General features: G+C 60.1%; 28 protein-coding genes. 10 read left to right on the forward strand and 18 right to left on the reverse strand.

Features of this window, described 5'->3' with window-relative positions:
* Window positions 1-70 precede the first annotated feature (70 nt).
* The 4 genes from FGF54_RS16510 to FGF54_RS27270 all read right to left on the reverse strand — a co-directional run bounded on the left by FGF54_RS16510 (window position 71) and on the right by FGF54_RS27270 (window position 3285).
* Entirely contained in the window at window positions 71-856 is a 786-nt protein-coding gene (locus FGF54_RS16510; RefSeq protein ID WP_059758579.1) for a L,D-transpeptidase, read from the reverse strand.
* 19 nt (window positions 857-875) lie between these two features.
* Window positions 876-1931 (reverse strand): murein L,D-transpeptidase family protein, encoded by a 1056-nt coding sequence (locus FGF54_RS16515; protein WP_168208158.1) that lies wholly within the window; start codon window positions 1929-1931, stop codon window positions 876-878.
* A gap of 176 nt (window positions 1932-2107) precedes the next feature.
* On the reverse strand, window positions 2108-2893 hold the full coding sequence (locus FGF54_RS16520) for an SDR family NAD(P)-dependent oxidoreductase (RefSeq protein WP_142780454.1): 786 nt from the start codon (window positions 2891-2893) through the stop codon (window positions 2108-2110).
* Entirely contained in the window at window positions 2890-3285 is a 396-nt protein-coding gene (locus FGF54_RS27270; RefSeq protein ID WP_162936829.1) for a hypothetical protein, read from the reverse strand. Before FGF54_RS27270 ends, FGF54_RS16520 begins: the two co-directional genes overlap by 4 nt.
* Window positions 3286-3382: 97 nt before the next feature.
* Between FGF54_RS27270 and FGF54_RS16530 the strand changes: the two genes are divergently transcribed.
* Window positions 3383-3964 (forward strand): DNA-3-methyladenine glycosylase, encoded by a 582-nt coding sequence (locus FGF54_RS16530; protein ID WP_142780455.1) that lies wholly within the window; start codon window positions 3383-3385, stop codon window positions 3962-3964.
* Here FGF54_RS16530 and FGF54_RS16535 read toward each other — a convergent pair.
* From FGF54_RS16535 to FGF54_RS16545, 3 genes are all read right to left on the reverse strand, one after another.
* Window positions 3933-4127: a hypothetical protein gene (locus tag FGF54_RS16535; RefSeq protein WP_142781555.1), complete on the reverse strand. Its 195-nt coding sequence runs from the start codon at window positions 4125-4127 to the stop codon at window positions 3933-3935. The genes FGF54_RS16530 and FGF54_RS16535 overlap by 32 nt on opposite strands.
* A gap of 229 nt (window positions 4128-4356) precedes the next feature.
* Window positions 4357-4554, reverse strand: coding sequence for a hypothetical protein (locus FGF54_RS16540; protein ID WP_003523793.1), 198 nt, complete (start codon window positions 4552-4554; stop codon window positions 4357-4359).
* A 174-nt stretch (window positions 4555-4728) separates the two neighbouring features.
* A complete protein-coding gene (locus tag FGF54_RS16545; RefSeq protein WP_020811486.1) occupies window positions 4729-5742 on the reverse strand; it encodes a substrate-binding domain-containing protein in 1014 nt (337 codons plus the stop codon).
* A 269-nt stretch (window positions 5743-6011) separates the two neighbouring features.
* On the opposite strand from FGF54_RS16545, the gene FGF54_RS16550 reads away from it, so the two are divergent.
* The 6 genes from FGF54_RS16550 (at window position 6012) to FGF54_RS16575 (ending at window position 12084) form a co-directional block, all read left to right on the forward strand.
* Window positions 6012-7277 (forward strand): ABC transporter substrate-binding protein, encoded by a 1266-nt coding sequence (locus FGF54_RS16550; RefSeq protein WP_142780456.1) that lies wholly within the window; start codon window positions 6012-6014, stop codon window positions 7275-7277.
* Between the two features lie 64 nt (window positions 7278-7341).
* Window positions 7342-8316, forward strand: a complete 975-nt coding sequence (locus tag FGF54_RS16555; RefSeq protein WP_059758565.1) for a carbohydrate ABC transporter permease — start codon at window positions 7342-7344, stop codon at window positions 8314-8316.
* Complete coding sequence (locus tag FGF54_RS16560) at window positions 8313-9146, forward strand: carbohydrate ABC transporter permease (protein WP_003523786.1); 834 nt, start codon at window positions 8313-8315, stop codon at window positions 9144-9146. Before FGF54_RS16555 ends, FGF54_RS16560 begins: the two co-directional genes overlap by 4 nt.
* Before the next feature lie 10 nt (window positions 9147-9156).
* Complete coding sequence (locus tag FGF54_RS16565) at window positions 9157-10185, forward strand: ABC transporter ATP-binding protein (protein ID WP_142780457.1); 1029 nt, start codon at window positions 9157-9159, stop codon at window positions 10183-10185.
* A gap of 57 nt (window positions 10186-10242) precedes the next feature.
* Window positions 10243-11028, forward strand: coding sequence for a ThuA domain-containing protein (locus FGF54_RS16570; RefSeq protein ID WP_046801358.1), 786 nt, complete (start codon window positions 10243-10245; stop codon window positions 11026-11028).
* Window positions 11029-11034: 6 nt separating this feature from the next.
* Window positions 11035-12084: a Gfo/Idh/MocA family protein gene (locus FGF54_RS16575; RefSeq protein ID WP_142780458.1), complete on the forward strand. Its 1050-nt coding sequence runs from the start codon at window positions 11035-11037 to the stop codon at window positions 12082-12084.
* A 193-nt stretch (window positions 12085-12277) separates the two neighbouring features.
* Here the strand turns inward: FGF54_RS16575 and queE are convergent, their stop codons facing one another.
* From queE to queC, 3 genes are read right to left on the reverse strand one after another with little or no spacing between them, the layout of a single operon-like run.
* Window positions 12278-13033 carry a 7-carboxy-7-deazaguanine synthase QueE gene (queE, locus tag FGF54_RS16580; RefSeq protein ID WP_142780459.1) on the reverse strand — a complete coding sequence of 252 codons (756 nt, stop codon included), beginning with the start codon at window positions 13031-13033 and terminating at the stop codon, window positions 12278-12280.
* Window positions 13030-13386 (reverse strand): 6-carboxytetrahydropterin synthase QueD, encoded by a 357-nt coding sequence (gene queD / locus FGF54_RS16585; protein ID WP_020811477.1) that lies wholly within the window; start codon window positions 13384-13386, stop codon window positions 13030-13032. The genes queE and queD overlap by 4 nt, the downstream gene beginning before the upstream one ends.
* The gene (gene queC, locus FGF54_RS16590; protein ID WP_142780460.1) at window positions 13386-14096 is read right to left on the reverse strand and encodes a 7-cyano-7-deazaguanine synthase QueC; all 711 of its coding nucleotides are present in this window, start codon (window positions 14094-14096) and stop codon (window positions 13386-13388) included. Before queC ends, queD begins: the two co-directional genes overlap by 1 nt.
* Window positions 14097-14320: 224 nt before the next feature.
* On the opposite strand from queC, the gene FGF54_RS27275 reads away from it, so the two are divergent.
* Together FGF54_RS27275 and FGF54_RS27280 are read left to right on the forward strand one after the other, a co-directional pair.
* Complete coding sequence (locus FGF54_RS27275) at window positions 14321-14458, forward strand: hypothetical protein (RefSeq protein WP_162856872.1); 138 nt, start codon at window positions 14321-14323, stop codon at window positions 14456-14458.
* A complete protein-coding gene (locus FGF54_RS27280) occupies window positions 14451-14621 on the forward strand; it encodes a hypothetical protein (RefSeq protein WP_168208159.1) in 171 nt (56 codons plus the stop codon). The genes FGF54_RS27275 and FGF54_RS27280 overlap by 8 nt, the downstream gene beginning before the upstream one ends.
* A gap of 97 nt (window positions 14622-14718) precedes the next feature.
* On the opposite strand, the gene FGF54_RS16595 is transcribed toward FGF54_RS27280, so the two are convergent.
* The 6 genes from FGF54_RS16595 to FGF54_RS16620 all read right to left on the reverse strand — a co-directional run bounded on the left by FGF54_RS16595 (window position 14719) and on the right by FGF54_RS16620 (window position 21007).
* Window positions 14719-15852, reverse strand: a complete 1134-nt coding sequence (locus FGF54_RS16595) for a Gfo/Idh/MocA family protein (RefSeq protein WP_065656301.1) — start codon at window positions 15850-15852, stop codon at window positions 14719-14721.
* A gap of 24 nt (window positions 15853-15876) precedes the next feature.
* Entirely contained in the window at window positions 15877-16641 is a 765-nt protein-coding gene (locus FGF54_RS16600; RefSeq protein ID WP_142780461.1) for a sugar phosphate isomerase/epimerase, read from the reverse strand.
* Window positions 16642-16700: 59 nt separating this feature from the next.
* Window positions 16701-17789, reverse strand: a complete 1089-nt coding sequence (locus FGF54_RS16605) for an ABC transporter ATP-binding protein (protein WP_142780462.1) — start codon at window positions 17787-17789, stop codon at window positions 16701-16703.
* A 5-nt stretch (window positions 17790-17794) separates the two neighbouring features.
* Window positions 17795-18736: a carbohydrate ABC transporter permease gene (locus tag FGF54_RS16610; RefSeq protein WP_003525110.1), complete on the reverse strand. Its 942-nt coding sequence runs from the start codon at window positions 18734-18736 to the stop codon at window positions 17795-17797.
* A complete protein-coding gene (locus tag FGF54_RS16615; protein WP_142780463.1) occupies window positions 18729-19631 on the reverse strand; it encodes a carbohydrate ABC transporter permease in 903 nt (300 codons plus the stop codon). The genes FGF54_RS16610 and FGF54_RS16615 overlap by 8 nt, the downstream gene beginning before the upstream one ends.
* Before the next feature lie 143 nt (window positions 19632-19774).
* Window positions 19775-21007, reverse strand: coding sequence for an ABC transporter substrate-binding protein (locus FGF54_RS16620; RefSeq protein ID WP_142780464.1), 1233 nt, complete (start codon window positions 21005-21007; stop codon window positions 19775-19777).
* A gap of 222 nt (window positions 21008-21229) precedes the next feature.
* Between FGF54_RS16620 and FGF54_RS16625 the strand changes: the two genes are divergently transcribed.
* A complete protein-coding gene (locus FGF54_RS16625) occupies window positions 21230-21952 on the forward strand; it encodes a type II CAAX prenyl endopeptidase Rce1 family protein (protein WP_142780465.1) in 723 nt (240 codons plus the stop codon).
* 64 nt (window positions 21953-22016) lie between these two features.
* Here FGF54_RS16625 and FGF54_RS16630 read toward each other — a convergent pair whose 3' ends face one another.
* Both FGF54_RS16630 and FGF54_RS16635 read right to left on the reverse strand, forming a co-directional pair.
* The gene (locus tag FGF54_RS16630; RefSeq protein ID WP_142780466.1) at window positions 22017-23447 is read right to left on the reverse strand and encodes a mannose-1-phosphate guanylyltransferase/mannose-6-phosphate isomerase; all 1431 of its coding nucleotides are present in this window, start codon (window positions 23445-23447) and stop codon (window positions 22017-22019) included.
* Between the two features lie 280 nt (window positions 23448-23727).
* The gene (locus FGF54_RS16635; RefSeq protein ID WP_142780467.1) at window positions 23728-26157 is read right to left on the reverse strand and encodes a glucose/quinate/shikimate family membrane-bound PQQ-dependent dehydrogenase; all 2430 of its coding nucleotides are present in this window, start codon (window positions 26155-26157) and stop codon (window positions 23728-23730) included.
* Window positions 26158-26229: the final 72 nt, after the last annotated feature.

A 26229-nucleotide genomic window follows, 5' to 3' on the forward strand; every position in this document is an offset into this window, starting at 1 on the left:
TCCGCCAGATGCAGGAAATCAGCCAGCACGCACCCACGGCAAGCCTCCGCCGTGGGTGGAACTTTAGCGATCAATAAGCCTGCATCGGTTGCGAGAGGCCGTCGCCGATCACGCCGTTACCATATTGCGCCACGGGCACACCTTCCTGGCCGATCGGCACGCCCTGCTGTGCGGGGCCGAGCGCCGTCACCACGATCGGCGTGCCATCGGGCACACGGTTGTAAAGGTCGATGATATCCTGGTTGAGCAGGCGCACGCAGCCGGAGGATACCGACTTGCCGATGGTCCACCATTCCGGCGAGCCGTGCAGGCGGTAGATCGTGTCCTTGCCATCCTTGAAGATATAGAGCGCACGCGCGCCGAGCGGGTTCTTGAGGCCCGGCTCCATGCCGCCGTTGCGGCTGCTATAGGGTTCGAGCTCCGGCTGGCGCGCGATCATCTCATCGGGCGGCGTCCAGCGCGGCCATTGCCGCTTGTACTGAATGACGCCGCGACCGGCCCATTCAAAGCCCGCGCGGCCGAGGCCGACGCCATAACGCATGGCCTGATTGTTCTCATAGGTGAGATAGAGGAAATGATTGGCGGTATCGACGACGATGACGCCGGGGCGTTCACCCGTCGGGTTCGCCACCATCTGCCGCAGGAACTGACGCGGAATCCGCTTGTAGGGGATTTCCGGCAGCGGAAACTGCTCGTCCGGCTTGGGGCCGTACATCAGGGCATACATCGGGTCGTCCGCGGGTGCTGCAGGCCGGGCGGCCTCACGCGCAGTTGTGTTGCAGCCCGCAAGGCCGGCAAGCGCCAGTCCACCTGCTCCAAGCAGGAAACCCCGCCGGGTCGTCGTCGTCTCGTTCAATTGAAAAACCTCATTTACGTCATCTCACGCCAGCAAAGGGATCTGCCAGCGCCGCCTCTGGGCGGCTGATAGGGTACTTCGTGCCGGAAACCTGCGATGCCATGGCCTTGGCGCCGTTCGATTTCAAAATGGCCCGGAAGCTCGGATGCATGCCGCCGTCTACATACGCGCTGAGCGGGCTGGAAGTTCCCTCACTCATCGCGGCGGCAAATTTTTGTTGCTCTTCGGCCAGTTTCGAAGCCACCAGCGGATCCTGCTGGTTGATGGTCGGTGGGCAGGCCGCCAGCGGATCGGCAGGTTCGCCTTCAGCAAATTCACTGTTGAAGACATAACGACGGCCGCAGACGGAAACCTTGGGCTGCCGGCGCGTCACCTCGAAATAATCGTAACCTTCCTTCAGCGTCTTCCAGAACGGCATGTTGGGGTCGTCCCGATGCGCCACCATGTTCCTTGCGCTCATGCGGAAGGGATAGGCCTGCACCTGAAAGCGGTCCTGCCCGCCCTGAAGCGCACGCGCGACGATGGCGTAAATCTCGCCCACCTGGGCATCCGTCATGGCGTAGCAGCCGGAAGAGGAGCAGGCGCCATGCACCATCAACGCCTCACCGGTGTAACCGAGCGCCGATTCCAGCCGATTGGGATAACCGAGATTGAAGGAGACGTAATATTGTGAGTTCGGGTTCAGCATGCCCGCCGAGACATGATAAAACCCTTCCGGCGCCTGCCGGTCGCCCGTTTTCATCTTGGGGCCGAGCTTTCCGGACCATCGGCACATGGGATAGGCCTTGAGCAAGGCGTAATTTCCGGTCTTGTCGACCTTCCAGACCTCAAGCTCGCTTTCTTGCTTGAAAATGCGAACGAGAACCGGGCTTTCCGGGCGCATGCTCTTGGCCGACATCTGCGCCATCATCTTGGACGACAGTTTCGGCGGGTCTTTCTTGACGCTATCGAGCCCCATGGAAGTGCACGCGGCAAGGCCGCCACCGATCGCAACGATCGCGGCCATTCTTGCCCCTGCCCTTACCTTTTGCCGCAACCCCGCAACCGCGAAATCCAGCAGTGCCTGCATGCCCATGGATCGTTCTGCCCGCCTGATTTGCCCGCCTTTCCGGCAGACGCTTAACTATCGAAGGTGGCCACAACACGGCAACCTCGCCCATGGACAAAGTCTCGTGAACAGACGTTACCCATTCGTTAATCATAAGGACACAAGCCCGTGATGCCGCTGGCGTTGAGCTTAAAGTCTACAGATTATCGGAGCAGCCCTTGGCCGCCATCGATCCAAACCGGCGTGCCGGTAATGTGGCGGGACGCATCCGACGCCAGGAAACCGATCAGCGCAGCGACATCTTCGCTCGTCCCGGCCAAGCCGCCGGTTACCGGAATATCCCCAGCCGGAAAACGGACTGGAACCTCCGTTTTTTCCCGCCCGCGTATATCGGTATTTTCATCGATTGCCGTTTCGATTTCGCCCGGACACACCGCATTGACGCGAATACGGTGACGCCCCAGCTCCAGCGCCAGTTGTTGCGCCATGGCGAATTGCCCGGCCTTCGTCACGGAATAGGCCGTAGCACCGGGCGATGTGAAGGTGCGGGTGCCATTGATTGACGAAATGATGACGATGGACCCGCCGCCGGCCGCTTTCAGATGCGGCACGCTGACGTGGACGGTGAGATAAGTGCCGCGCAGGTTGATGCGGATCGTATCGTCCCATTCGGACGGTTTCAGCTCATCGATGGGCGCCCAGACGCCGTTGACGCCGGCATTGGCCACCACGACATCAAGCCGGCCGAAATTCTCAATCAGCGCTGCGACCGCGTGACGCATGGCCGCTTCATCCGCCACATCGGCTACGAGAACCTTCGAAGAACCGGATGCGGCGCCTATTTCCCGGGCGACATCGTTCAATTCCGATTCGGTGCGGCCCAACAGACCGACCGCGAAACCCTGCGCCGACAGATGAAGAGCGGCGGCGCGCCCAATGCCGGAGCCAGCGCCGGTTACCAGAGCAACTTTGCGAACGGTCAATGTCATTGCCCTCCTTTTCGGGAAGCAATGGACGTGACCGTCGCCGAGACGGGATCACTCGCCGGAAAGCTGTCCTCCAGCCCCTCCTCAAGCTCTTCCTCCAGAATCTCGCGGTCCCGCGCGGTGCGTGCGCTCGCCTGCCCGTGCAGCAATCCCTGAGACGCATCGTCCTGCGCCGTGCCGAGAGCGGAAAATTGCGAAGGCGCATCCGCACCATGGCGCGTTCCGAAGGCGGTCAGTTGCACCATCACCGCGCTCGCCCGCTTGATGGCCTCGGCATCGTCGATCCCTTCAAGGCCGTCGGCGAGGCGAACAGAGACCTGATCGCCGTCGTTGCCGACGAACTCGACGGAGATAACCCCGTTATTGCGTTTTACATAGGTCGTCGAAAGTTGCATGACATGCCCTCCGGCTTGAAAAGCACCGGTACGAATCCGATGCTGGAAAACGGTTAGAACCTGAATTCACAACGACGGCAGAGCGGAAGGGTTCCAGATGAATCAGGCCTTTGGCCCGGAAATGCAGGAGAGTTTCTTCCTGCGCGATGCGCTGGATGTGGCCCGCGCCCTCATCGGCGCGGAGTTCCGCATCGGCAATACCGGCGGCATCATCGTGGAGACCGAAGCCTATCATCCGGACGACCCGGCATCCCACAGTTTCAACGGGCAGACCCCGCGCAACAGGGCAATGTTCGGCCCGGCCGGCCGTCTTTATGTCTACCGGTCCTATGGTATTCACTGGTGCGCCAACTTTGTCTGCGCCCCGGGTTCCGCCGTGCTTCTGCGCGCCATCGAACCCCTGACCGGCATAGACATGATGAAACTGCGGCGCGGAACTGACAAGCCGAAACTTCTCTGCTCAGGTCCGGGCAGGCTCTGTCAGGCGCTGGCGATTACGGGGGAGATGGACGGCGCGCCGTTGAACGCAGCGCCTTTTTTCCTGCGGCTGCCGAAAGAAGCCGCCGCCGTCACCAGCGGCAGACGAATCGGCATCAGCCGCGCGACGGAATATCCGTGGCGCTTCGGGCTCAAGGGCTCGGCTTTCCTCAGCAAGAAATTCGAGAATGGAGAGGCGTGAAAGACGAGAGCACCTTCGGCGGCCCGTCATTTTCGTCGGGGTTGGGTACCGGCACCTCGTCCGGCAACCTATCGGGTTCCGGCTCTTCCACCGGCGGGATATCCGGCTGCGGCGGCACGGGCATCGGCGGTTCGGAATAGGGTTCGACGGGAACGGCTGGCATCGCGGCCTCCTGATAAACACGCTTGGCCACGATGGGCACAAGCTGCGTTTTTATCTCGTGGGACAGCGCGTTTGCGCTGTCGCCAATCAGGCGGCGCAACACCCAATTCGCCTATCGGTCAAATGCCGGTCAGGTCCCTTCGGTCCGGTTGCGCCGCCCTGCGGGTCGTACAGGGAAAACGCGGGCACGGCCTGTCCGTTCCGTTTTTTAGGAAGGTTTTTGCGATAGCTCAGGCGAAACCGAGCGCGCTGCGGGAAATATCGCGATTTTCGCAATAGTCGCGGGAATGGGCCTCATGACCATGTTCGCGAGCGGTCGAACGGTTAAGTTCGGGGCTCGGAACGTTGAGCAGCGCATCGGCATAGGTGCCGGTCGCCTCGACATCATCGATCACAGTCTGCTGTTGCGGTTTTAAAAATTCAAACATCCGTCCACCTCCTTCGACACGTCCCCTCAACGCGCCGGCCCGGGTCCTGTTCCATAACGCCCGTGACTGTTCCGATTATACATGAGACGGCGCGGACGTATAGATGACGAAAGGCGAACGTTATCAACTGACGTTCACAAAATGGAGTGGAATCAGTGAGCTATGGCGACAAGTTCAGGCAGGGCCGACCGATTCCCGCAAGATCAGCTCGACCGGCCACAATTCCTGAACCTCGCGAACGGGACGGCCGCCGATGATCTGCAAAAGCAGGTCCGTCACCCGCATGCCCGCCATGCGCATGGGCGAGCGGGTGGTGGAAAGCGGCGGCATCATGCTTTCCGGCGTAAGGTAAGGAAACACGTCGTCATGGGCGATGACGGAGACATCCCTGCCGATCGTCAGCCCCATCTGCGTCGCGGCGCGATAGACACCCTGCGCCGTCATCATCGCGCCCGCCACAAAGGCCGTGGGGCGCGGCGTCTGTTCCAGCAGCGAGCGGGCGAAGCGAAAGGCCGTCTCTTCGCTGAAGTGCTCATTCATCATGAAACGCGGATCCGGCGTAATGCCGTGTGTCGCCAGCGCCTCGCGAAAACCCTGCTCGCGGTCCTGCACGAAGGTGCGGCCGACCGGACCATTGATAAGGGCGATCCGCCTGTGTCCGCGCTCCAGAAAATGGATCGTCGGGCGATAGGTGACGTCGTGATTGTCGATATCGAGCCAGGCATGTTCGAAAGGCGTCTTTGAGCGACCATGCACGATGAAGGGCACGCCCAGCCGGTTGAGCAGTGCGATGCGCTCATCTTCCGGACGCGGTGAATGCACGATGATGCCATCCACCCGGCCGCTCGACGCCAGCCGGCTGAAAATCGCCAGTTCCTCATCGAGATTATTGTCGACGGTGACGCTGACGAGAATGTCGGTCTCCTCCCGTTCCAGCCGGGTCGCCATGCCGCCCATGAATTCGGAAAAGAAGTGCCCGCCGCCCGAACGGCCCATGACGACGCCGATGGCGCCTGCCCTGCCCGTCGCCAGCCTGACAGCGTTTGCATTCGGCCGGTAACCGTATTTCAGCGCAGCCTCCATCACCCGCTGGCGCGTTTCCTCGCGTACCTCGGGGTAGCCGCCCAGCGCCCGGCTGACGGTGGTGGGCGAGAGCCCGACCTTCTCTGCGAATTCCTTGAGCTTCATAATTTTTTGCCAATTCGCCCCTGCATGCGTCGCCGCCGCGGATTTTTCAAGCCGACAAAAATTGAAAACGATTTCAATTTTCCTCCACCTGAAACCTTACAGTTGATCATTCCCAAAGGCAAACGCCGAAAAATTGCAGGCGAAAACAACCGATTTCCGGGGGATTAGAAAGAGTATTGACAGAATGCTCGGCTTTTGAGAGCCTCGCGTCGGTCAAAAGCGCTTTCAATTTTGAGGACAATCGGAAGCGTCAACGGAGGAGTTTGACAATGAATATTTCCATGAAGACTTTGTTCCTGTGCGGAGCGGCGTTTTCCGCCGCTGTTTCCGCGCAGGCAGCTGAACTTTCCATCGCCGCCAATTCGACCGGCAAGAACGTCGCGTTCTTCCGCGAACGCATCGCCGCCTTCGAGAAAGAGACCGGTCACAAGGTCAATCTCGTCACCATGCCGTCATCGTCCAGCGAACAGTTCAGCCAGTATCGGCTGTGGCTTGCCGCCGGCAACAAGGATGTCGACGTCTACCAGACGGACGTGATCTGGGCGCCGCAACTGGCCGACCAGTTCGTGGATCTGACCGCAGCGACAAAGGATGTCATCGGCGATCATTTCCCTTCCATCGTCGCCTCGCAGACGGTTGACGGCAAGCTCGTTGCCATGCCGATGTTCACCGACGCGCCGGCGCTTTTCTACCGCAAGGACCTTCTGGAAAAATATGGCAAGCAGCCGCCGAAGACCTGGAAGGAACTGAGCGAGACCGCCAAGGAAATCCAGGACAAGGAGCGCGAGGCTGGCCAGAAGGACCTCTGGGGCTTCGTTTTCCAGGGCAGTGCCTATGAGGGCCTGACCTGCAACGCGCTGGAATGGATCGCTTCCGCCGGCGGCGGCCATATTGTCGAGACCAACGGCGATATCTCCGTCAACAATGAGAAGGCCGCAGCCGCCATCGAAACCGCCAAGGGCTGGGTCGGCACCATCGCGCCGCAGGGCGTGCTCGCTTATAAGGAAGAAGAGGCGCGCGGCGTCTGGCAAACCGGCAATTCCGTCTTCATGCGCAACTGGCCCTATGCATATGCACTGGGCAATGGCGACGACAGCGCCATCAAGGGCAAGTTCGGCGTCACCCCACTGCCAGCCGGCGCGGAAGGCGAGGCCCCTGCTTCGACACTCGGCGGCTGGAACCTCGCCGTTTCGAAATATTCCGACGATCAGGAAGCGGCCATTCAGCTCGTGAAATTCCTGGCATCAAAAGACACCCAGAAGATGCGCGCGATTCAGCTCTCCAACATGCCGACTATCGCATCCCTTTACGACGACAAGGACGTCGCTGCCGCGCAGCCCTTCATGCCGACATGGAAGCCGATCTTCCAGACCGCCGTTCCGCGTCCTTCCGCCTCGGCCAAGGTGAAATATAACGAGGTTTCCGCCAAGTTCTGGGGCGCCGTGCACAACACGCTCTCCGGCAACGGCACGGCAGCGGAAAATCTCGAACTTCTCGAGGTTGAACTGACCGATCTCAAAGGCAACGGCTGGTAATCCGGCCCGCGCGGGAGGCGGTCTTGACTGATCGTCTCCCGCGCCCCAACCGCGAGATATCCCCATGAACGACATCGCCCTTCAAAGACCGGTCGCGGCATCCGGCACCGGCTCCGACCTGCAGTCGGAACGACTGAAATCCGCCTGGCTGTTTCTTGCCCCCACATTTCTGGTGCTGGCGCTGGTGGCGGGCTGGCCACTGGTGCGCACCGTGTGGTTCAGCCTCACCGACGCCTCGCTCACCAATCTCGACGGGGCGCAGTTCGTCGGCCTCAAGAACTACCTCACCTGGATCACGCTCAGCAGCGGCCGCACCATCTATCGCGGCCTGCTTGCCGATCCCGCATGGTGGGGCGCGGTTCTCAACACGCTCAAATTCACCATCCTTTCCGTCAGCTTCGAAACCGTGCTCGGCCTCATCGTCGCGCTGGTGCTGAATGCCGAATTCAAGGGACGCGGCCTCGTGCGTGCCGCGATCCTCGTGCCCTGGGCCATTCCCACTATCGTCTCGGCACAGATGTGGGCATGGATGCTGAACGACCAGTTCGGCATATTGAACGACCTGTTCCTCAATCTCGGGCTGATCTCCAGCAAGATCGCCTGGACCGCCAATCCCGAGACCGCGATGATCGCCGTGCTGATCGTCGATATCTGGAAGACCACGCCCTTCATGGCGCTACTCATTCTCGCCGGCCTGCAAATGGTGCCGAAGGACATGTATGAGGCGGCAAAGGTGGATGGCATCCACCCCGTCAAGGTATTCTTCCGCGTCACGTTGCCGATGATCCGCCCGGCCCTCATGGTCGCCGTCATTTTCCGTATGCTGGATGCGATGCGCGTCTTCGATCTCATCTATATCCTGACGCCCAACAACGCCCAGACCCGCACCATGTCGGTGCTGGCGCGCGAGAACCTGTTCGATTTCGACAAGTTCTCCTACGGTGCTGCAGCCTCCACCATGCTGTTCCTCATCATCGCCTCGATCACCGTCATCTACATGTGGCTCGGGCGCGTCAACACCGATGGAGCCGCGCGATGACCCTGCCAAGCATCCTGAAAACCACCGCTTTTTATGCGCTGGTCGCCATCATCATGGTGATTTCGGTATTCCCGTTTTACTACGCGATCCTGACGAGCCTGAAATCCGGCTCGGCGCTGTTCCAGGTCAACTACTGGCCGCGTGACTTCTCGCTGACCAATTACAGCTTCGTCATCGGCAACGGCACTTTCCTGCGCAATCTCGGCAATTCGCTGTTTGTCGCATCTTCCGTTGTCATACTCTCGCTGTTCCTTGCGGTAACGGCGTCCTATGCCCTGGCCCGCGTCCGCTTCCGGGGTCGCGCGCTGCTGCTGCTCACCATCCTGTCGGTTTCGATGTTCCCGCAGATCGCCGTTCTCGCCGGCCTGTTCGAACTGATCCGCTGGGCGGGCATCTTCAACACGCCGCTGGCGCTGATCTTTTCCTACATGATCTTCACCCTGCCCTTCACGGTCTGGGTGCTGACGACCTTCATGCGCGACCTGCCGATCGAGATCGAGGAAGCGGCTATCGTCGATGGTGCAACGCCGTGGGTCATCATCACCCAGGTGTTCATGCCGCTGATGTGGCCGGCGCTCGTCACGACAGGGCTTCTCGCCTTCATCGCGGCCTGGAACGAATTCCTCTTCGCGCTCACCTTCACCTCATCGAACGAGCAGCGCACGGTGCCTGTCGCCATCGCGCTTCTGTCGGGCGGCTCGCAGTTCGAAATCCCCTGGGGAACGATCATGGCCGCATCCGTCATCGTCACCGCACCCCTCGTTGTCCTCGTTCTGATCTTCCAGCGACGCATCATCTCCGGCCTCACCGCCGGCGGCGTCAAAGGCTAGGAGAAAACAAATGACCACCATTCAACTGCGCGATCTTCGCAAATCCTTCGGTGCCTTCGATGTCATCAAGGGCATCGACATGGACATCCGCTCCGGCGAATTCATGGTTTTTGTCGGCCCCTCAGGCTGCGGCAAGTCCACGCTGCTGCGCCTCATCTGCGGGCTGGAGGAAATTTCCAGTGGCACGCTTTCCTTCGACAGCGAGACGGTGAATCGCCTGCCGCCCGCCAAGCGAGGCGTCGCCATGGTCTTCCAGTCCTATGCGCTTTATCCGCACATGACCGTGTTCGAAAACATGGCGTTTGGCATGAAACTGTCAGGCGCGGACAAGGAACAGCGTCGCAAGCGCGTGGAAGCGGCGGCGGAGATGCTGCAGCTCACGCCCTATCTGGAACGTCTGCCGAAGCAGCTTTCCGGCGGCCAGCGCCAGCGTGTCGCCATCGGCCGCGCCATCGTGCGCGATCCGAAGGTCTTCCTCTTCGACGAGCCGCTCTCCAACCTCGATGCGGCATTGCGCGTCGCCACGCGTCTCGAAATCGCCAAGCTGCATCGCTCGATGCATGACACGACGATGATCTACGTCACGCACGACCAGGTGGAGGCGATGACACTCGCCGACCGTATCTGTGTCTTGCGTGACGGCCGCGTCGAGCAGATCGGCACGCCGCTGGAGCTTTACGAAAGTCCGGTCAACACCTTCGTCGCCGGCTTCATCGGCTCGCCGAAGATGAACTTCCTCACCGGCAAATATGCGGAGGCCGAAGGGGCGAAAACCATCGGCATCCGCCCCGAACACATCGCCATCGCCACTGATGGCAGCGGCTGGAGCGGCGAGATCGTGCATTCGGAAATGCTGGGATCGGACAGCTATATCTATGTCGAGATCGGCGCGGATGAACCCGTCGTCGTTCGTGAAGAGGGCGTGACCGGCCGCACGGCCGGTGAACGCATCGCCATCGCGCCGGATGCGACGCAGATACATCGTTTCGACGCCGAGGGCCGGGCGCTCGCCCGCAACCCTGCCCGGGGTGCCGCCTGAACATTCAACTTTCGCCGGGCTCACCCAAGGTCCCGGCTTTCACCGAGGAGCATGACAATGACCATCAACACCGTTGTATGGGGCGAGAATATCCACGAACACATCAATGAGACGGTGCGTTCGATCTATCCGAACGGCATGCACAACACCATTGCCGACGCGCTGAACCAGAATCCTGAGATTAATGCCACCACCGCCACACTGCAGGAGCCGGAACACGGGCTGTCGCAGGAACGCCTCGACAAGACCGATGTGCTGGTTTGGTGGGGCCACAAGGACCATGGCGCGGTGCAGGACGAGATCGTCGAGCGCGTCGCCAAACGCGTCTGGGAAGGCATGGGCCTTATCGTCCTGCATTCCGGCCACTTCTCCAAGCCGTTCAAGCGCCTGATGGGCACGCCCTGCGCGCTGAAATGGCGTGAGGCGGGCGAACGCGAGCGCCTGTGGACCATCAATCCGCGCCACCCGATCGCCGCCGGCCTGCCGGAACATTTCGAGCTGGAAAACGAGGAAATGTACGGCGAGCAGTTCTCCGTGCCGGAGCCGCTGGAAACCGTCTTCATCTCCTGGTTCCAGGGTGGCGAAGTCTTCCGTTCCGGTCTCACCTGGCGTCGCGGTGCCGGCAATATCTTCTATTTCCGCCCCGGCCACGAGACCTATCCGACCTATCACGACGCCAATGTGCAGAAGGTCATCAGCAACTCTGTGAAATGGGCCTATAATCCCGTTGGCGCACTGAAAAGCATTCACGACGCCCCCAATGTTCCCGTCGACAAGGCTCTGGAGCCCATCGAAGAACGCGGCCCCAAGCTGCACAAGGCAGGCGAAGCAGGTTACAGGTAACAAGCCATGAGACTTCTCATTCTCGGAACCGGCGGCATGGCCAACAACCATGCCACATATTTCTCTGAAATCCCCGGCGTCGAACTCGTCGCAGCGGTGGATGTGGACGATGTGGTGGTGCGCGGCTTTGCGCTGCGCCACAACATTCCGCTCTCCTTCACCTCGCTGGATGATGCGATTGCCTGGGGTGAATTCGACGCGGCGGCAAATGTCACGCCGGACGCGATCCACCATCCCACCAGCCTGAAGCTTCTGGCGGCCGGCAAACATGTCTTCTGCGAAAAACCGCTAGCTGAAAACTACGCAAAGGCCGCCGAAATGGCCGATGCCGCCGAAAAAGCCGGCCTCGTCGCCATGGTCAACCTCACCTATCGCAATGTCGCACCCTTGCAGGCGGCGCGCGAAATGGTGCTGGCCGGCAAGATCGGCAAGGTGCGGCATCTCGAAGCCTCCTATCTCCAGAGCTGGCTCGTTTCCAAGGCCTGGGGCGACTGGATGACGGAGAGCAAGTGGCTGTGGCGACTTTCCACCAAGCATGGCTCGAACGGCGTGCTGGGCGATGTAGGCATCCACATTCTCGACTTCGCATCTTACGGCGCGGGCAGCGATGTGGAGCGCATCTTCACGCGGCTGAAGACCTTCGACAAATATGAAGGCAATAAAATCGGCGTCTACGACCTCGACGCCAATGACAGCTTCACCATGACCGCCGAGCTTGAAAACGGCGCCATGGGCGTCATCCATGCCAGCCGCTGGGCGACGGGGCATCTGAACGAACTTCGCCTGCGCATCCATGGCGACAAGGGCGCATTGGAAGTGATCCACACCCCGGATTATTCCAGCCTGCGCGCCTGCATCGGCGAGGATGTGGAAAAGGCGATCTGGAAGACCATCGATGTCGACCCGGTGCCGACGAATTACGAAAAATTCGCCAAGGCCGTCATGGAAGGCGGCCCCGCCGATCCGGATTTCCGTCATGCGGCCAATCTGCAGAAGGTGCTCGATCTGTCGATCATTGCGGATCGGGAACGGCGCGAGCTGGCCGTTTCGGCTTGATTTGCGAAAGTGCGGCGGCGCAAGCCGCCGCATGGATTGCTGCAAAGGGCTCCTCGCTCTCCGTCACCCCGGACTTGATCCGGGGTCCAGCGCTATCAAGCCTTTGATCGCAAAAGACTCTTTTCACGGCGCAGACGCGCCGTGGCTGGATGCCGGATCAAGTCCGGCATGACGGAGGGAACTTATAACTGCCTCAAACCCCGCGCTTATTCCCCCACAACAGCACATGTAGTTGCGGCAGCACCCGGGCGGAAAACCAGCGATCTTCGCTGACCTTCTCCACCAGCCACAACATCCGGTCCATCACCCCATCGATATCCACACGCGCATCGTCGTCATCCGGCGGCGGCGGGGTGTGGTTGCCGGGCTGAAGGTAAACCGGCAAATGCGGGAAACGCGCGGATGCCGCTGTGGCATAGGCGTAATCGGCATCGTCAAAGACCACGATCTTCAGGGCTACCTGCGGGCCCTTGCCGGCAGCGCCAAGACAGTCTTCGAAAGCCTGCCAGTCCGTTTCCATGCCGCTCGATGGCGGCTTGGGGCTTAGGACAAGATGGTCGAGATCGGCAAACCAGTCTTTGGCGATGCTGCCCTGCGTTTCCAGCGCGAAACGATAGCCCTCGGCCTGCCCCTTCGAGATCAAAGGTCCGAGCGGCTGGATGGCCGGATTGCCGCCAGACAGCGAGATCGTCAGCGGTACGCCGCCGGAAAGCCGCCGCACCTCCTGCCAGATCGCGTCGACCGACATGGGTTTCCACGTGTCGCGATACTCGCTATCGACCGCATGCAGCGTATCGCACCAGGAACAGCGATAGTCGCAGCCGCCAGTACGTACGAAAACCGTCGGTAGACCGATCAGCAGACCTTCACCCTGAATGGTGGGCCCGAAGATTTCACTGATGCGGATCGTGGGGTCCTTCGCTGCAATCTTGTGTGCAGCCGCCGTCATGGCCGGTATTCCGCCCAGGTCTTGGCGGTTTCGCTGACCCGCACGGCGCTGGTTTCCGGCAGGCGATCCTTGCACCAGTCGTAGAAATGCTTCGCCAGACATTCCGCCGTCACCCGGTCATGGCCAAGAACGTCGTTCAGGTGGCGATGGTCGAAATGATCGTCAATATAACGCTTCAGCGGCGCAAGCTCGTGATAGTCGCGCACGAAACCGTGCTCGTTCAGCGCTTCGCCCGCAAGCTCGATCTCGACGATGTAATTATGCCCGTGGAGGCGATTGCACTGGTGATCCGAAGGCAGGCTCTTCAACTGGTGCGAGGCGGAGAAGTGAAATTCCTTGGTGATGCGGAACATCAGCGCACCTCCTGCGCCGCATAGGCATGGGTGGCCGCCACCCAGAAATCCGGATCCTCATAGTCGGTCGGATCGGTGACACCGGCCAGATGAAAGGCCTCGCGCCGTTCGACGCAGGTGCCGCAGCGGCCGCAGTGGCGCAAGCCGCCCTTGTAACAGGACCATGTTTCGCCAAAGGGCGTGCCGTATTTCGCACCATCGGTCACAATCGCCGCCTTGGAAACGGTGACATAGGGCGCGAAAAGCTTGACGTCGGCATAACCTTCCAGCGCATGCGCCTGCATGGCATTGAAGCTGTCGATAAAGCCCGGCCGGCAATCGGGGTAGATGAAGTGATCGCCGCCATGCACGGCAATCGCCACGGCATCCGCCTGCTGCGCGGCGGCCAGCCCGAAAGCGATGGTGAGCATGATGGCGTTGCGGTTCGGCACAACGGTGGAGCGCATGGTCTCTTCCGCATAATGTCCGTCCGGCACCTCCACGTCGTCGGTCAGCGCCGAGCCGGTCAGATGTGCGCCGATGGTTCTGATATCGATGACATGATGCGGCACGCCGAGACGCCTTGCGCAATCGGCCGCGTATTCCAGCTCCTTCTTGTGGCGCTGGCCATAATCGAAGGAGACAAGAGCGAGAAGTTGATGTTCCGCCGCGATTTTATGCGCAAGCGAAACGGAGTCCAATCCGCCGGAGCAGATGACGATGGTTTTCATAATTTGGGATCCCTTGTTTTGACCGGGTGGGCTGCGACCGGATTACGGGGAGCGGCTTTAAACCAAAGCGACGGGCTTGTGAAGGGCCTTGCGGAAATCGCGCAAAGCCACGCCATCACGAAAACGCCCCTCGGCAGCAACAAGACGAAACAATCGGGACATATGCGGGAAACCGGCACGATCTAGAACGATGCGAAATCTGCTGTTCTTGAAGGGTCTTGCCAATGGTGGCGGCTGATACATTTCTGTTTTCGCTGAGCAACCTCAGCTCTCTCGGCACCGCCATCCTGATGGCGATGGCGGGCATGCTTTATGTCACGCTCACCATTCGCGGGCTGATCACCGCCATACGTCATGGATAAGGCTCTCGACCCAAAACGCCACCGGTTCAGGCGCAATCTCACCACAGCGCTCGTTGTCGCCTCGGCGGCGCTCGTCGCGGCTGTTGGCATAGCCCCTTTCGTGTTCCTGATCTGGATGGTCAGGACCGTTGCGCGCTGGCTGGGTCTTTTTATCGGCCTATGAAAATCTGATGAACACGCGACGCTCGCCATTAAATGGCTGAGCGGAAAAGGCCCGGCGAACTGGCAGTGCGCCGGGCCTTTTTTCGTTGGCTTTGCGCTCAGCGCAGCAGCGCCTGCGCCTCCTCGATGCCAAGTGCCGCCGGCTGGGTGCAGGTCGTCGTCATTTCGATGAAACGGCCCTCCTCCCCGGATTTGAGGATCGAGGTCATCACATCGATACCGTGCAGGGAGCGATCCAGCGAGCAGCGGGCATCACGCCCCTCCAAAATCGCAATCGCCATATCGGCAAGGCCCGCCGTGCGGTAATTGGCACGCGGGCCATTGGGGCTCTCCTGATTGGCGATGCCGAAGGGATGCGCCCAGTCTTCCAGCGGCTGGATATTCTTGTCCCGTCCGCTCGCTTCCACCACGCCGCCGAAGAAGTTCGGATCCGGCACATAGATCGAGCCTTCCGTGCCATAGAGCTCCATATTGGCGTGGCGATGCGACCAGACATCCCAGCTTGCCGAAAGCGTGATCGTCGCGCCGTTCACAAATTCCAGCAGGGCATGGATATTGGTCGGTGTTTCGACCGGGATGATTTCGCCGTTCAACGGCTGGCTGGTCACCGTACGGGTGGGGTTCGCCATGCTGGTCAGCGCACCGACGCGCTTCACCGGTCCGATGAGGTTGATGAGATTGGCGACGTAATAGGGGCCGAGATCGAGGATCGGCCCGCCGCCCTTCAGGAAGAAGAAGCCCGGATTGGGGTGCCACATCTCCATGCCGGGGCTCATCACATGGCAGGTGCCGGAGGTGATGCGCCCTACCTTGCCGTCATCGATATATTGCCGGGCAAGCTGATGCGCGCCGCCGAGGAAAGTATCCGGCGCGCAGCCGACGGAGAGGTTCTTCTCCCGGGCGATGCGCCGTAGCTCCTCGCCTTCCTCCAGCGAAAGCACCAGCGGCTTTTCCGAATAGACGTGCTTGCCTGCCTCGAGGGCGGCTTTCGACACCGGAAAATGCGCGGCGGGAATGGTGAGGTTCACCACCACATCGATATCCTTGTTGGCGAGCAGTTCATCGATGGACTGCGCGACGACACCGAATTCTTCCGCCCTGAGCTCCGCCGCATTGCGGTTGAGATCGGCGCAGGCAAGCACCTTGATGCCCTTGAAGAGCGGTGCCAGCGAAAAGTAAGCAGACGAGATATTGCCGCATCCGATGATGCCGACGCCAAGATCCCTGGCCATGATGGAAACTCCGAAAATTGAAACTTAGTAGGTTTTGAAAGATGCGATCGAGCGGGTGATCAGCCGGTCGATATCCTTCGGATTGTCGTGCTCGACCACGAAATGTTTCGTGGCGGATTTCGCCTTCAGCGCCGCGACGAGACCCTTCCAGTCCACCGTCCCATGGCCGACATCGGCCCAGCCGTCTTCGTCGGTATTTTCACCAGCCGGTGCGATGTCCTTGACATGGACGGCGGTGATGCGCTTGCCGTAGCTTTCGATCCAGGCGAGCGGATCGGCATTGCCGCGAATGATCCAGGCGATATCCGCCTCCCATTTCAAATCCGGGCCGCCGGCAAAGATTTGCTCCTGTGGTGTGGAGCCATCGCCAAGCGTCTTGAACTCGAAATCATGGTTATGCCAGCCGAAGACCAGCCCGGCATCCACGAAGGGCTTTCCAGCTTCCTGCAGGCGCTTGCCGAAAGCGAACCAGCCTGCGGCATCTGTCGGGCGCTGGTCCGGCATCAGATAAGGGCAATAGATCGCTTCCACGCCTAGAACTTTCGCGATGTTCAGCGCCTTTTTCGGATCGCCTTCCAGAAGGTCGAGGCCGAAATGGCCGGTCGGCATGGCAAGGCCATTGGCGTCGAGTTCGGCGCGCAGGCCTTTCAAACCGGCATCATCCAGCGAAGCGTACATCGCGCCATAACCTTCGACATGTTTATAACCCGCCGCCGAAAGCTTCTTCAGAATATTGGAAAAAGGCTGGAAATTACGGGCGCTGTAAAGCTGGAAACCGAGTTCTGTCATTGTCTCCTCCATAGAGATCTGGGTCTTGGGATTGTGTGTGGGGGTAAATCGAAGCTGTTCTAGAGCCGGTCCTCGCTTTGCGCGTCGAACAGCGAGGCCATCGTCATGTCGAGGCCGAGGCGCACCTTGGTGCCCGGCGAAAACCGCCTGTGCCCACCGACACGCACGGACATGGTATGCCCGGCATGTTTCAGCCAGATCAGATTGTCCGCACCCATCGGCTCCTCGATATCGACAATCGCCTCATGCACTTCGCCGCCAACGATATCGGCATCGACGCGCACATGTTCGGGGCGAACGCCCAGAACCACCGCACGGCCCGCGGCGAGCGGCGTTTCCGCATAATAGCCATCCAGCGCAAAAGTAACGCCATTGGTGGTGAAGACCACCTTGCCGTCCTTTTCGATCAACTCGCCGCGCAGGAAATTCATCGACGGCGAGCCGATGAAACCGGCAACGAAGAGGTTTTGCGGCTTGTTGTAGATGGTGACGGGATCGGCCAACTGCTGGATGACACCGCTTTTCATGATGGCGATGCGGTCCGCCAGCGTCAGCGCCTCGATCTGGTCATGCGTCACATAAATCATGGTGTTCTTCAGCGACTGGTGCAGCCGCTTGATTTCGACGCGCAGTTCCGAGCGCAGCTTGGCATCGAGGTTCGAGAGCGGCTCGTCGAACAGGAAAACATCCACATCCCGCACCAGCGCCCGACCGATGGCCACACGCTGGCGCTGGCCGCCGGAAAGCTCGGCGGGCTTGCGTTTCAGCAGCGGCTCGATCTGCAATATGCCAGCCGCTCTTTTCACACGGCGGTCGATTTCCTCTTTCGGCACCTTGGCGACCTGAAGGCCGAAGGACAGATTCTTCTCCACCGTCATCTGCGGATAAAGCGCATAGGACTGGAACACCATGCCAATGCCTCGGTCTTTCGGCTCCTCCCAGGTGACGTTGCGGTCCTTGATGAAGATTTGCCCGTCGGTCGGCTCCAGAAGACCCGCGATGCAATTGAGAAGGGTCGACTTTCCGCAGCCGGAAGAGCCGAGCAGCACGAGGAATTCGCCGTCGTAAATATCGAGATTGAGGTCTTTCAGCACGGTGACGGCACCGAAGGACAGGGAAAGATCGCGAATGGAAACGCTTTTGTTCATATAGCTCAACCTTTTACTGCGCCTGCGGCAATGCCGCGGACGAAAAGCCTGCCGGAGACGAAATAAACGATCAGCGGCACGGCCCCGGTCAGAAGGGTTGCGGCCATGTTGACGTTGTATTCCTTCACGCCCTGCACGGAGTTGACGATGTTATTGAGCTGCACGGTCATCGGGTAATATTCCGGCCGCGTGAACACCACGCCGAACAGGAAGTCGTTCCAGATGCCGGTCACCTGCAGGATCATCGCCACGACGAAGATCGGCAGCGACATGGGCAGCATGATGCGGAAATAGATCTGCCAGAAATTGGCGCCATCGATGCGCGCCGCCTTGAACAGTTCCTCCGGCAGCGAGGCGAAGTAGTTACGGAACAGCAGCGTCAGGATCGGCATGCCGAAGATGGTGTGCACGATAACGAGGCCGGTCAGCGTGCCATAGACACCCATTTCGCGCAGCACGATGACGATCGGATAGATCATCACCTGATAGGGGATGAAGGCGCCGATGATGAGGATGGAGAAGAACAGTTCCGATCCCTTGAACTTCCAGTTGGCCATGGCGTAGCCGCTGACGGAGGCGACGACGATCGAAATCACCACCGATGGCACGAGGATGCGCACCGAATTCCAGAAGCCGCGTGAAAGCCCGTCGCAGTTCAGGCCCGTGCAGGCATTGGCCCAGGCCTTCACCCAGGGTTCGAAAGTGATTTCCACCGGCGGCGCGAAGATGTTGCCAAGCCGGATTTCCGGCATGCCTTTCAGCGAGGTGACGACCATCACGTAAAGCGGCAGCAGGTAATAGGCGGCAGCCACGAACAGCGTGCCGTAAAGAATGATGTTGCGGCGGGAAAAGGTTTTCCTCGGCTTCCTGCCGCGCGGACCGGAAAGGTCTTTGGCAACCGCATCGGTGGCGGCCACGACCGTGTTTAATGTGCTGATATTAGCCACGCTTCTTGCCTCCGAATTCGAGGTAGGCCCATGGAATGATGATGATCGCGACCGTCAGGAGCATCATGGTCGAGGCGGCAAAGCCCTGCCCGAGATTCTGCGCCTGAAACATGTAGTCATAGACATATTTCGCCGGTACTTCGGACGCGATACCCGGCCCGCCGCTCGTTTGCGCCACCACCAGATCGTAAACCTTGACGATGCCGCTGGCGATGATGACCAGCGTGGTGATGAAGACCGGCCGCATCATGGGAATGATGATGAGAATATAGGTCTTCCACATCGGAATGCCGTCAACACGCGTCGCCTTCCAGATGTCCTCGTCGATACCGCGAAGACCGGCCAGCATCAGGCACATGACGAGCCCCGTGCCCTGCCAGAGTGCAGCAATCAGGATGCCGTAGATAACGATCTGCGAATTGTAGAGCGGATCGAAGGTGAAACTTTCCCAGCCCATCGAGCGGACCACGGACTGGATGCCGAATTCCGGGTTCAGCAGCCATTGCCAGACGAGGCCTGTGACAATGAAGGACAGGGCGAAAGGATAGAGGAAAATGGTGCGGAAGGTGTTTTCGAAACGAATTTTCTGATCCATCAGCGCCGCTAGCACGAAGCCGATGACGAGGCTGAAGATCAGCGACAGCACACCGTAGATCGCCAGATTCTGGATGGACACGATCCAGCGTGGTGCTGCCCACAAACGCTCATATTGATCGAAACCGATGAAGCTCGCCCGCGGCAGAAGCTTTGAATTGGTGAAGGAATAAATCACCGTCCAGATCGTTCCGCCGAGGAAGATCACCATGGCGGTCAATATCATGGGAATGGAGGCAATCTTGGAATTGAGATTGCGGAAAAGCTGGTTGGGGCGCCCCGAGCGCGCTTGACCTGCCATGTTACCTCCTCCTGTAACGTTACAGTCAACAGTCAGGCAAAAGCCTCACCGCATGAACCCCCTGCCCGTGCTGGTGATTGTTGCACAGGCAGGACGCTGGAAAGGAAAGCGGCGAACCGCTTTCCCACCCGGAGAGATCACACTCAGTCCGCCGAACCGATAATGTCCGCGAAGCGCTTCTGCCCGTCTTCCGCCGACATCGAGCCCGCGAAGAATTCCGCCATCAGGTCTTCCTTCTGTTTCTGCGTATCGGCGGAAATCAGCTGGTCGGTACTGGTCAGCGCATTGCCCTTGGCCAGAATTTCGAGACCCTTCTTCATGCAGTCATTGGCGGCGTTGAGATCGACGTCGCCACGGATCGGCAGCGAACCTTTCTTCAGGTTGAAAGCAACCTGGGTTTTCGGATCGACGATGGTTTCAGCCAGCACGTCCTGCGCCTTGGATTTCGCCTCATCCTTCAGGAGCGGGAAATAGAAAGCGTCGCCGCCCGTGGTGATATAATCATTGAGGCCGAGACCCGGCAGACAGGTGTAATCCGTGCCGGCCTTCTGGTTGGCAAGCTGGAATTCACCCTGCGCCCAGTCACCCATGATCTGGCCGCCGGCCTTGCCGGTGATGACCATGTTGGTGGCTTGGTTCCAGTCCTGAACATTGGTGCCCTTGGCCATGTCGCGCGCCTCAACGGCAGCCGCGAAAATCTTCGCCATCTCGGGCCCGGCTGCCGCTTCGGCATCCTTGTCGCCATAGACCTTCTGATAAAGATCTTTGCCGCCGATCGAAAGCGTCAGCGTGTCGAACAAGCCGTTCGCCTGCCATGCCTGGCCGCCCAGCGCGAGCGGCTGGATGCCGGCCTTTTTCAGCGCCGGTGCGGCTGCGACGAATTCCGTCCAGTTCTTCGGAACTTCAACGCCCGCCTTCTTGAAGGCTTCATTGGAAAGCCACAGCCATTGCCAGGAATGGATATTGACCGGTGCACAATAGATCTTGCCGTCGATGGTGCAGCTGTCGAGCAGGCTTGCAGGCTTGATCACCTCTTTCCAGTTACCCTTTGCGGCAACATCGGAAAGATCGCGCATCAGACCTGCCTGAACAAGCTCTTCAGCCTGCCGGCCATGGTTGAATTGGGTGGCCCCCATCGGATCGCCGCCGGTGATGCGGCTGATCATGATCGGCCGGGCCGTGCCGCCCGAACCGGCAATCGCGCCGTCCACCCATTTATTGCCGGTCGCGTCGAAAGCCTTGGCCAGTTCGGCGACGGCAGCGGCTTCGCCGCCCGATGTCCACCAATGGGTCACCTCAAGATCGGTGGCCCCGGCAATACCCGCCGGAATCATGACGCTGGCCAGAAAAGCCGCAGAAATAACACGCATTCGCATGAGTCTCCTCCCTCACTGAAACGTTGCAGTTGGAACGTATGCGAAGATTTTTGATTAGGCAACCGCCTAAAATACGAATCTCGCCACCACCGTCAGGAGGCATTTCGAACGGGCGGTAAATACGCCGAACAGCCAGGCGACACAGGGGATTGGACCGCGTAATCCACACGCAATGCCGGTCATTTACAAACCCCATGGTGAGGAAAACAGGCGAAAGAGACCATGAAACGCTGGCATATTCTTTTGATCATCGGATTGACCGGTGTCGCATCGCTTTTACTGGCAACGTTTGAGCACCTCATCCCGGGACAGCAGGTTTCATTGGCGATGCGTCTGCTGATCCTCGTCCAGCCCGCAATCCTGACCCTTGCGGCGGTGGCGACCGGTCAGGCTCTGGCCGTAAAACTCGGGCTTGGCGCCCCGTTGATCGATAGCCTGCTGAATGGTGACAGCGCGCGCGCAGTGCTGCGAAGACAGGTGCCGCCTGCGCTTGCGGCGGGCATTGTCGTCGCCGTGTTGATGATCATCTATTCCTCGGTGATCCTGCCCCTGGTCACGGATGCGGCAACCCTGGCAAAAATGACCAGATTTGATGTCCCGCTGGCGACCCGGATTTTATATGGCGGCATCACGGAAGAGCTGCTGACCCGGTGGGGCCTGATGTCGTTTTTTGCATGGGCCCTCTGGCGCATGACGGGAAGCGGACAGATTGGACCATCCACAGTGTGGGCAGCCATCGCAATCGCCGCAGCTCTCTTTGCCGCGGGCCACCTGCCGTTTCTGTTTGCGATCGCCGCTCAGCCTCAACCGGCGCTCGTCCTTGCGGTGCTGCTCGGCAATTTCGTTCCCGGCCTCATCTTCGGGTGGCTATTCTGGCGTCGGGGACTGGAAGCGGCGATGCTGTCCCATGGCTTTGCCCATTGCGTGAACGCGCTGGCCACTTGAACCAAAAAAGCGAAGCGGACCTATGTCCGCCTCGCCTTATGTTCCCTCGGCATTGGCAACAGCCCTATTGCCTCTTGTAATCATCCTCGATGCGGATGACATCATCCTCGCCGATATAGGCTCCGGTCTGGATTTCGACCAGCTCGAGCGGTATCTGCCCCTCATTGGCAAGCCGGTGCGGCTGACCGATCGGGATATAAACCGACTGGTTTTCCGTCAGCAGCCGGGTTTCTTCGCCGATCGTCACCGTCGCGGTTCCCTTCACGACGATCCAGTGTTCCGAGCGGTGATAATGTTTCTGGAACGAGATGCGGTGGCCGGGATCGACCGTGATGTGGCCCACCCGGTAGCGCTCGTCCACATACATATGTTCGATATAACCCCAGGGGCGGTAGACGCGCTTGTGGGTCTGCGTCTGTGGCGCGTGTTCGCTGTCCTTCAGCTTTTCCACCAGACCCTTCACATCCTGCACCCTGTTTTTCGGCACCACCAGAACCGCATCCTTGGTGGCCACCACCACCATGTCCTTTGCACCCACCACCGTCGTCAGCAATTGCGTGGAGTGGATGAGGCAGCCTTCGGAATCGATGAAGACGCCGTTGCCTTCCAGTGCGTTGTCGTTGCCGCGCTTGTCGGCAATCTCCCAGATCGCATCCCAGCTGCCAATATCCGACCAGCGGAAATGGCCGTGCACCACCGCCATGCGTTTGGTTTTCTCGATCACCGCATAGTCGATGGAGTTTTTCGGCGAAGCCTCGAAGCTTTCCTGATGCAGGCGCACGAAACCGAGGTCGCTCTCATATTGCTCCACGGCCTGCGTCACCGCCGCCAGGATCTCCGGCGCGAAGGCCTTCAGCTCGGCGATCATCACATCGGAACGGAACAGGAAGTTGCCGGAATTCCAGAGATAACCTTTTTCCAGATAGGAGATCGCCGTCTTCACATTCGGCTTCTCCACAAAGGCATCCACGGTGCTGAGGTCTTCCTCGCCGTCGATCGCCTCGCCCGGCTTGATGTAACCGTAGGAGGTACGCGGCTCGGTCGGCACGAGGCCGAAGACAACGATATTACCCTGATCGGCGGCTTTTGCGCCGAGCTTCACGGCATCCGAAAACTTGTCGGCATCGAGCACCACATGGTCGGCGGCAAGCGCCAGCACCAGGCATCCGGGCTCGCGGCGCTCGGCCAGCACAGCGGCGGCGGCCATCGCGGCGGCGCTGTCGCGGCGGGCCGGCTCAAGCACCACCGTTGCCGGCAGATCGATCTCTTCCGCCTGGCGGCGCGCGAAGAAACGGAAATCCTCGTTGGTGATCACAAGCGGTTCGGAATAAAGGCTCTTGTCGCCCACCCGCTGCAGCGTCTGCTGATAGGTCGAAAGATTGCCGACCAGCGGCTGGAACTGCTTGGGCAACTGATCGCGCGATACCGGCCAAAGCCGGGAACCGGCACCGCCAGCAAGAAGAACCGGCGTGATCTTTCGAGATTGTTCCTTCACAATAAAACCTTTCCAACTCTAAAAATTTCCCGGCGCGCCGGACAATATACATATTTCGAAATGCCGCCATCATCGGTTCACGGGCGGATAAGCGCAAGCTCATAAATTCGCCTTGTGAAAGCTTGGTGAATGGCGGCGAATTTGCCGGCAGGCGCCGTTTTCCTAACGCAGGAGGGAGAGTGAGGTTCCGCACGGAATGGCCGCTCACGCCGGCTCACGACAAAGAAAAACCCCGGGATAACGTCCCGGGGTTCCTTTTTTCAGAATGATCAAACCAGAATCAATCCGGCAATGCATAGGCGATTACATAGTCGCCGCGATCAGGCGACTGGCGTGCGCCGCCGGCCGAGATAACCACATATTGCTTGCCGGTCTTCGGAGACTTGTAGCTCATCGGACCGCCCTGGCTGCCGACCGGAAGGCGGGCCTTCCAGACTTCCTTGCCGGTCGCCGTATCGAAGGCGCGCAGATAATAATCCTGCGTGCCGGCGATGAAGACGAGACCGCCCTGCGTGGCGAGCGTGCCGCCGAGCGTCGGCATGCCGATCGGGATCGGCAGACCCATCTTGATGCCGAGCGGCCCGGTATCCTCGACGGTACCAACAGGCACCTGCCACTTGATCTTCTGGGTCTTCATGTCGATCGCGGTCATCGTGCCATAGGGCGGAGCCTGGCAGGGAATGCCGAGAGCCGAAAGGAAACGGTTCTTGTCGACGGCATAGGGCGTACCCTTCATAGGCACGAGGCCCATGCCGGTATTGACGCTTTCGCCGCCGCTTGCCGTTGCCTTGGTGGGTGCGGCTTCCTTCATCTGAATCCAGAGGCCGAGGCGCATGTCATTGACGAAAATGGTGTTCGTCGTCGGGTCCGTCGAAAGACCGCCCCAGTTCATGCCGCCGAGCGAGCCCGGAAACGACAGGGAGAGGTCCGTACCCGGCGCCGTATAAAGCCCTTCGTAGCGCATGCCCTTGAAGGCGATGCGGCAAAGAAGTTGGTCAAATGGGGTAGCACCCCACATGTCCGCTTCCGTCAGGGTCTGCGCGCCGATCTCGGGCATGCCGACCGAGCGCGGCTGTGTTGGAGAATAAGGCTCGTTCGGAATATTGGCAGGCTTGACGGGAACCTCTTCCACCTTGGTCAACGGCTGGCCGGTCGCCCGGTCGAGGACATAGATCTGCGCCGCCTTGGTGCCGAAAACCAGTGCCGGAACAGTCGTTCCATCCGCTTTCGGGAAATCGATGAAGCTTGGCTGCATCGGCACGTCGAAATCCCAGAGGTCGTTATGAACCGTCTGGTAGACCCATTTTTCCCGACCGGTGGTGGCATCGAGCGCCAGCATCGAAGCACCATATTTATGGTCGAGCGGCGTGCGCGTCGCGCCGTACAAATCCACCGAAGGGCTGCCGACCGGCATGAAGACGGTGTTCAGCTCCGGATCGTAGGACATGGATGCCCAGACGTTGGGTGTGGAGCGCGTGTAGGTCTGCCCTTCGGGCGGCAGTCCGGTGATCTCCGGGTTGCCGGGATCGAATGCCCAACGGAGCGCGCCGGTCACCACATCGAAACCGCGCATCACGCCACCGGGCATGTCCACCTGCACATTGTCAGCGATACGGCCGCCGACAACGACGGTCGTTCCCGCCAGCGTTGGTGCGGAGGTCAGAACATATTGCGGGTCCGGCGCATTACCGAGGCCGATCTTCAGATCGACGCGGCCATTGGTACCGAAATCCGGGCAGAATGCGCCGGTATCTGCATCGAGCGCGATCAATTCGGCATTGATGGTGTTCATCAGAATGCGGCGCTGGCAAAGCGCGCCTTCAGCCACCACCGCAGGCGTGACAGGTGTTGTGCCCGGCGCAGTCGGCTGCTTCAGCGGCGCCTTCGCATCGAAATAGGCAAGGCCGCGGCAACGCATCCAGACGGAGGATTTCGCGTTGATTTCCGTCTTCCACTTCTCAGCGCCGGTATCGGCATCGAGGGCGATGACATTATTGTGCGGCGTGCAAAGGAACACGGTGTCGCCAACCTGCAGCGGCGTTTCCTGATCTTCCGCACCATTCGCGCCGGGGCTGATCGGGGTGTCGCCGGTATGATAGGTCCAGGCGACTTCAAGGTTCTTGACGTTATCACGCGTGATCCCGTCAAGCGCGACAAAGCGGCTGCCGCCGGATGTATTGCCGTAATGCTCCCAGTTCTTCTGCTCCGTTTCCGGGGTTACAGGTGTCAGCGCGGCCGCCTCGCCATTGAAGGCAACGGTCGGATGCGGCACGAACATGCCGGCAAAACCGGCACCGGAAGCGATGGCGAGAATGGCGGCGATGGCGAAAGAAGAGCCATATGCCGGGGCCTTGCCGGCCGCACGGCGCAAGAGCGGATAGGAGAGCGCAACGACCGTGGCCCCGACACCCATCGCCAGAAGACGGGAAATGAGCGGCCAGAAGTGCAGCCCGGCTTCCCACACCGCCCAGACGCCGGTGAGAACGAAGACAAGGCCGAAGAGAAGCGCGCCGGCAGGCTTGCGCAACAGGATGAGCAGGCCGGAGACAATCAGCCCGATACCCGCCGCGATGAAATAAAGGCTGCCGCCGAGGGCCACGAGCTGGCCGCCGCCAATGGCAAAGAACAGGCCCGCGGCAACGATGACCGCGCCGAGCACCAACAGCCATAATCTGGCTGGGAGCGATAATGAAGTTGCTGGATTACCCATGAGAGAATGTCCGTTTGGAAGAGCCGCCCCATAAGGCTGACGCCCGATGATCGTTCAGTGTCCGGCAAAACC

It is taken from the genome of Agrobacterium sp. T29, assembly GCF_006970545.1.
Classification (GTDB): Bacteria; Pseudomonadota; Alphaproteobacteria; order Rhizobiales; family Rhizobiaceae; genus Agrobacterium; species Agrobacterium leguminum.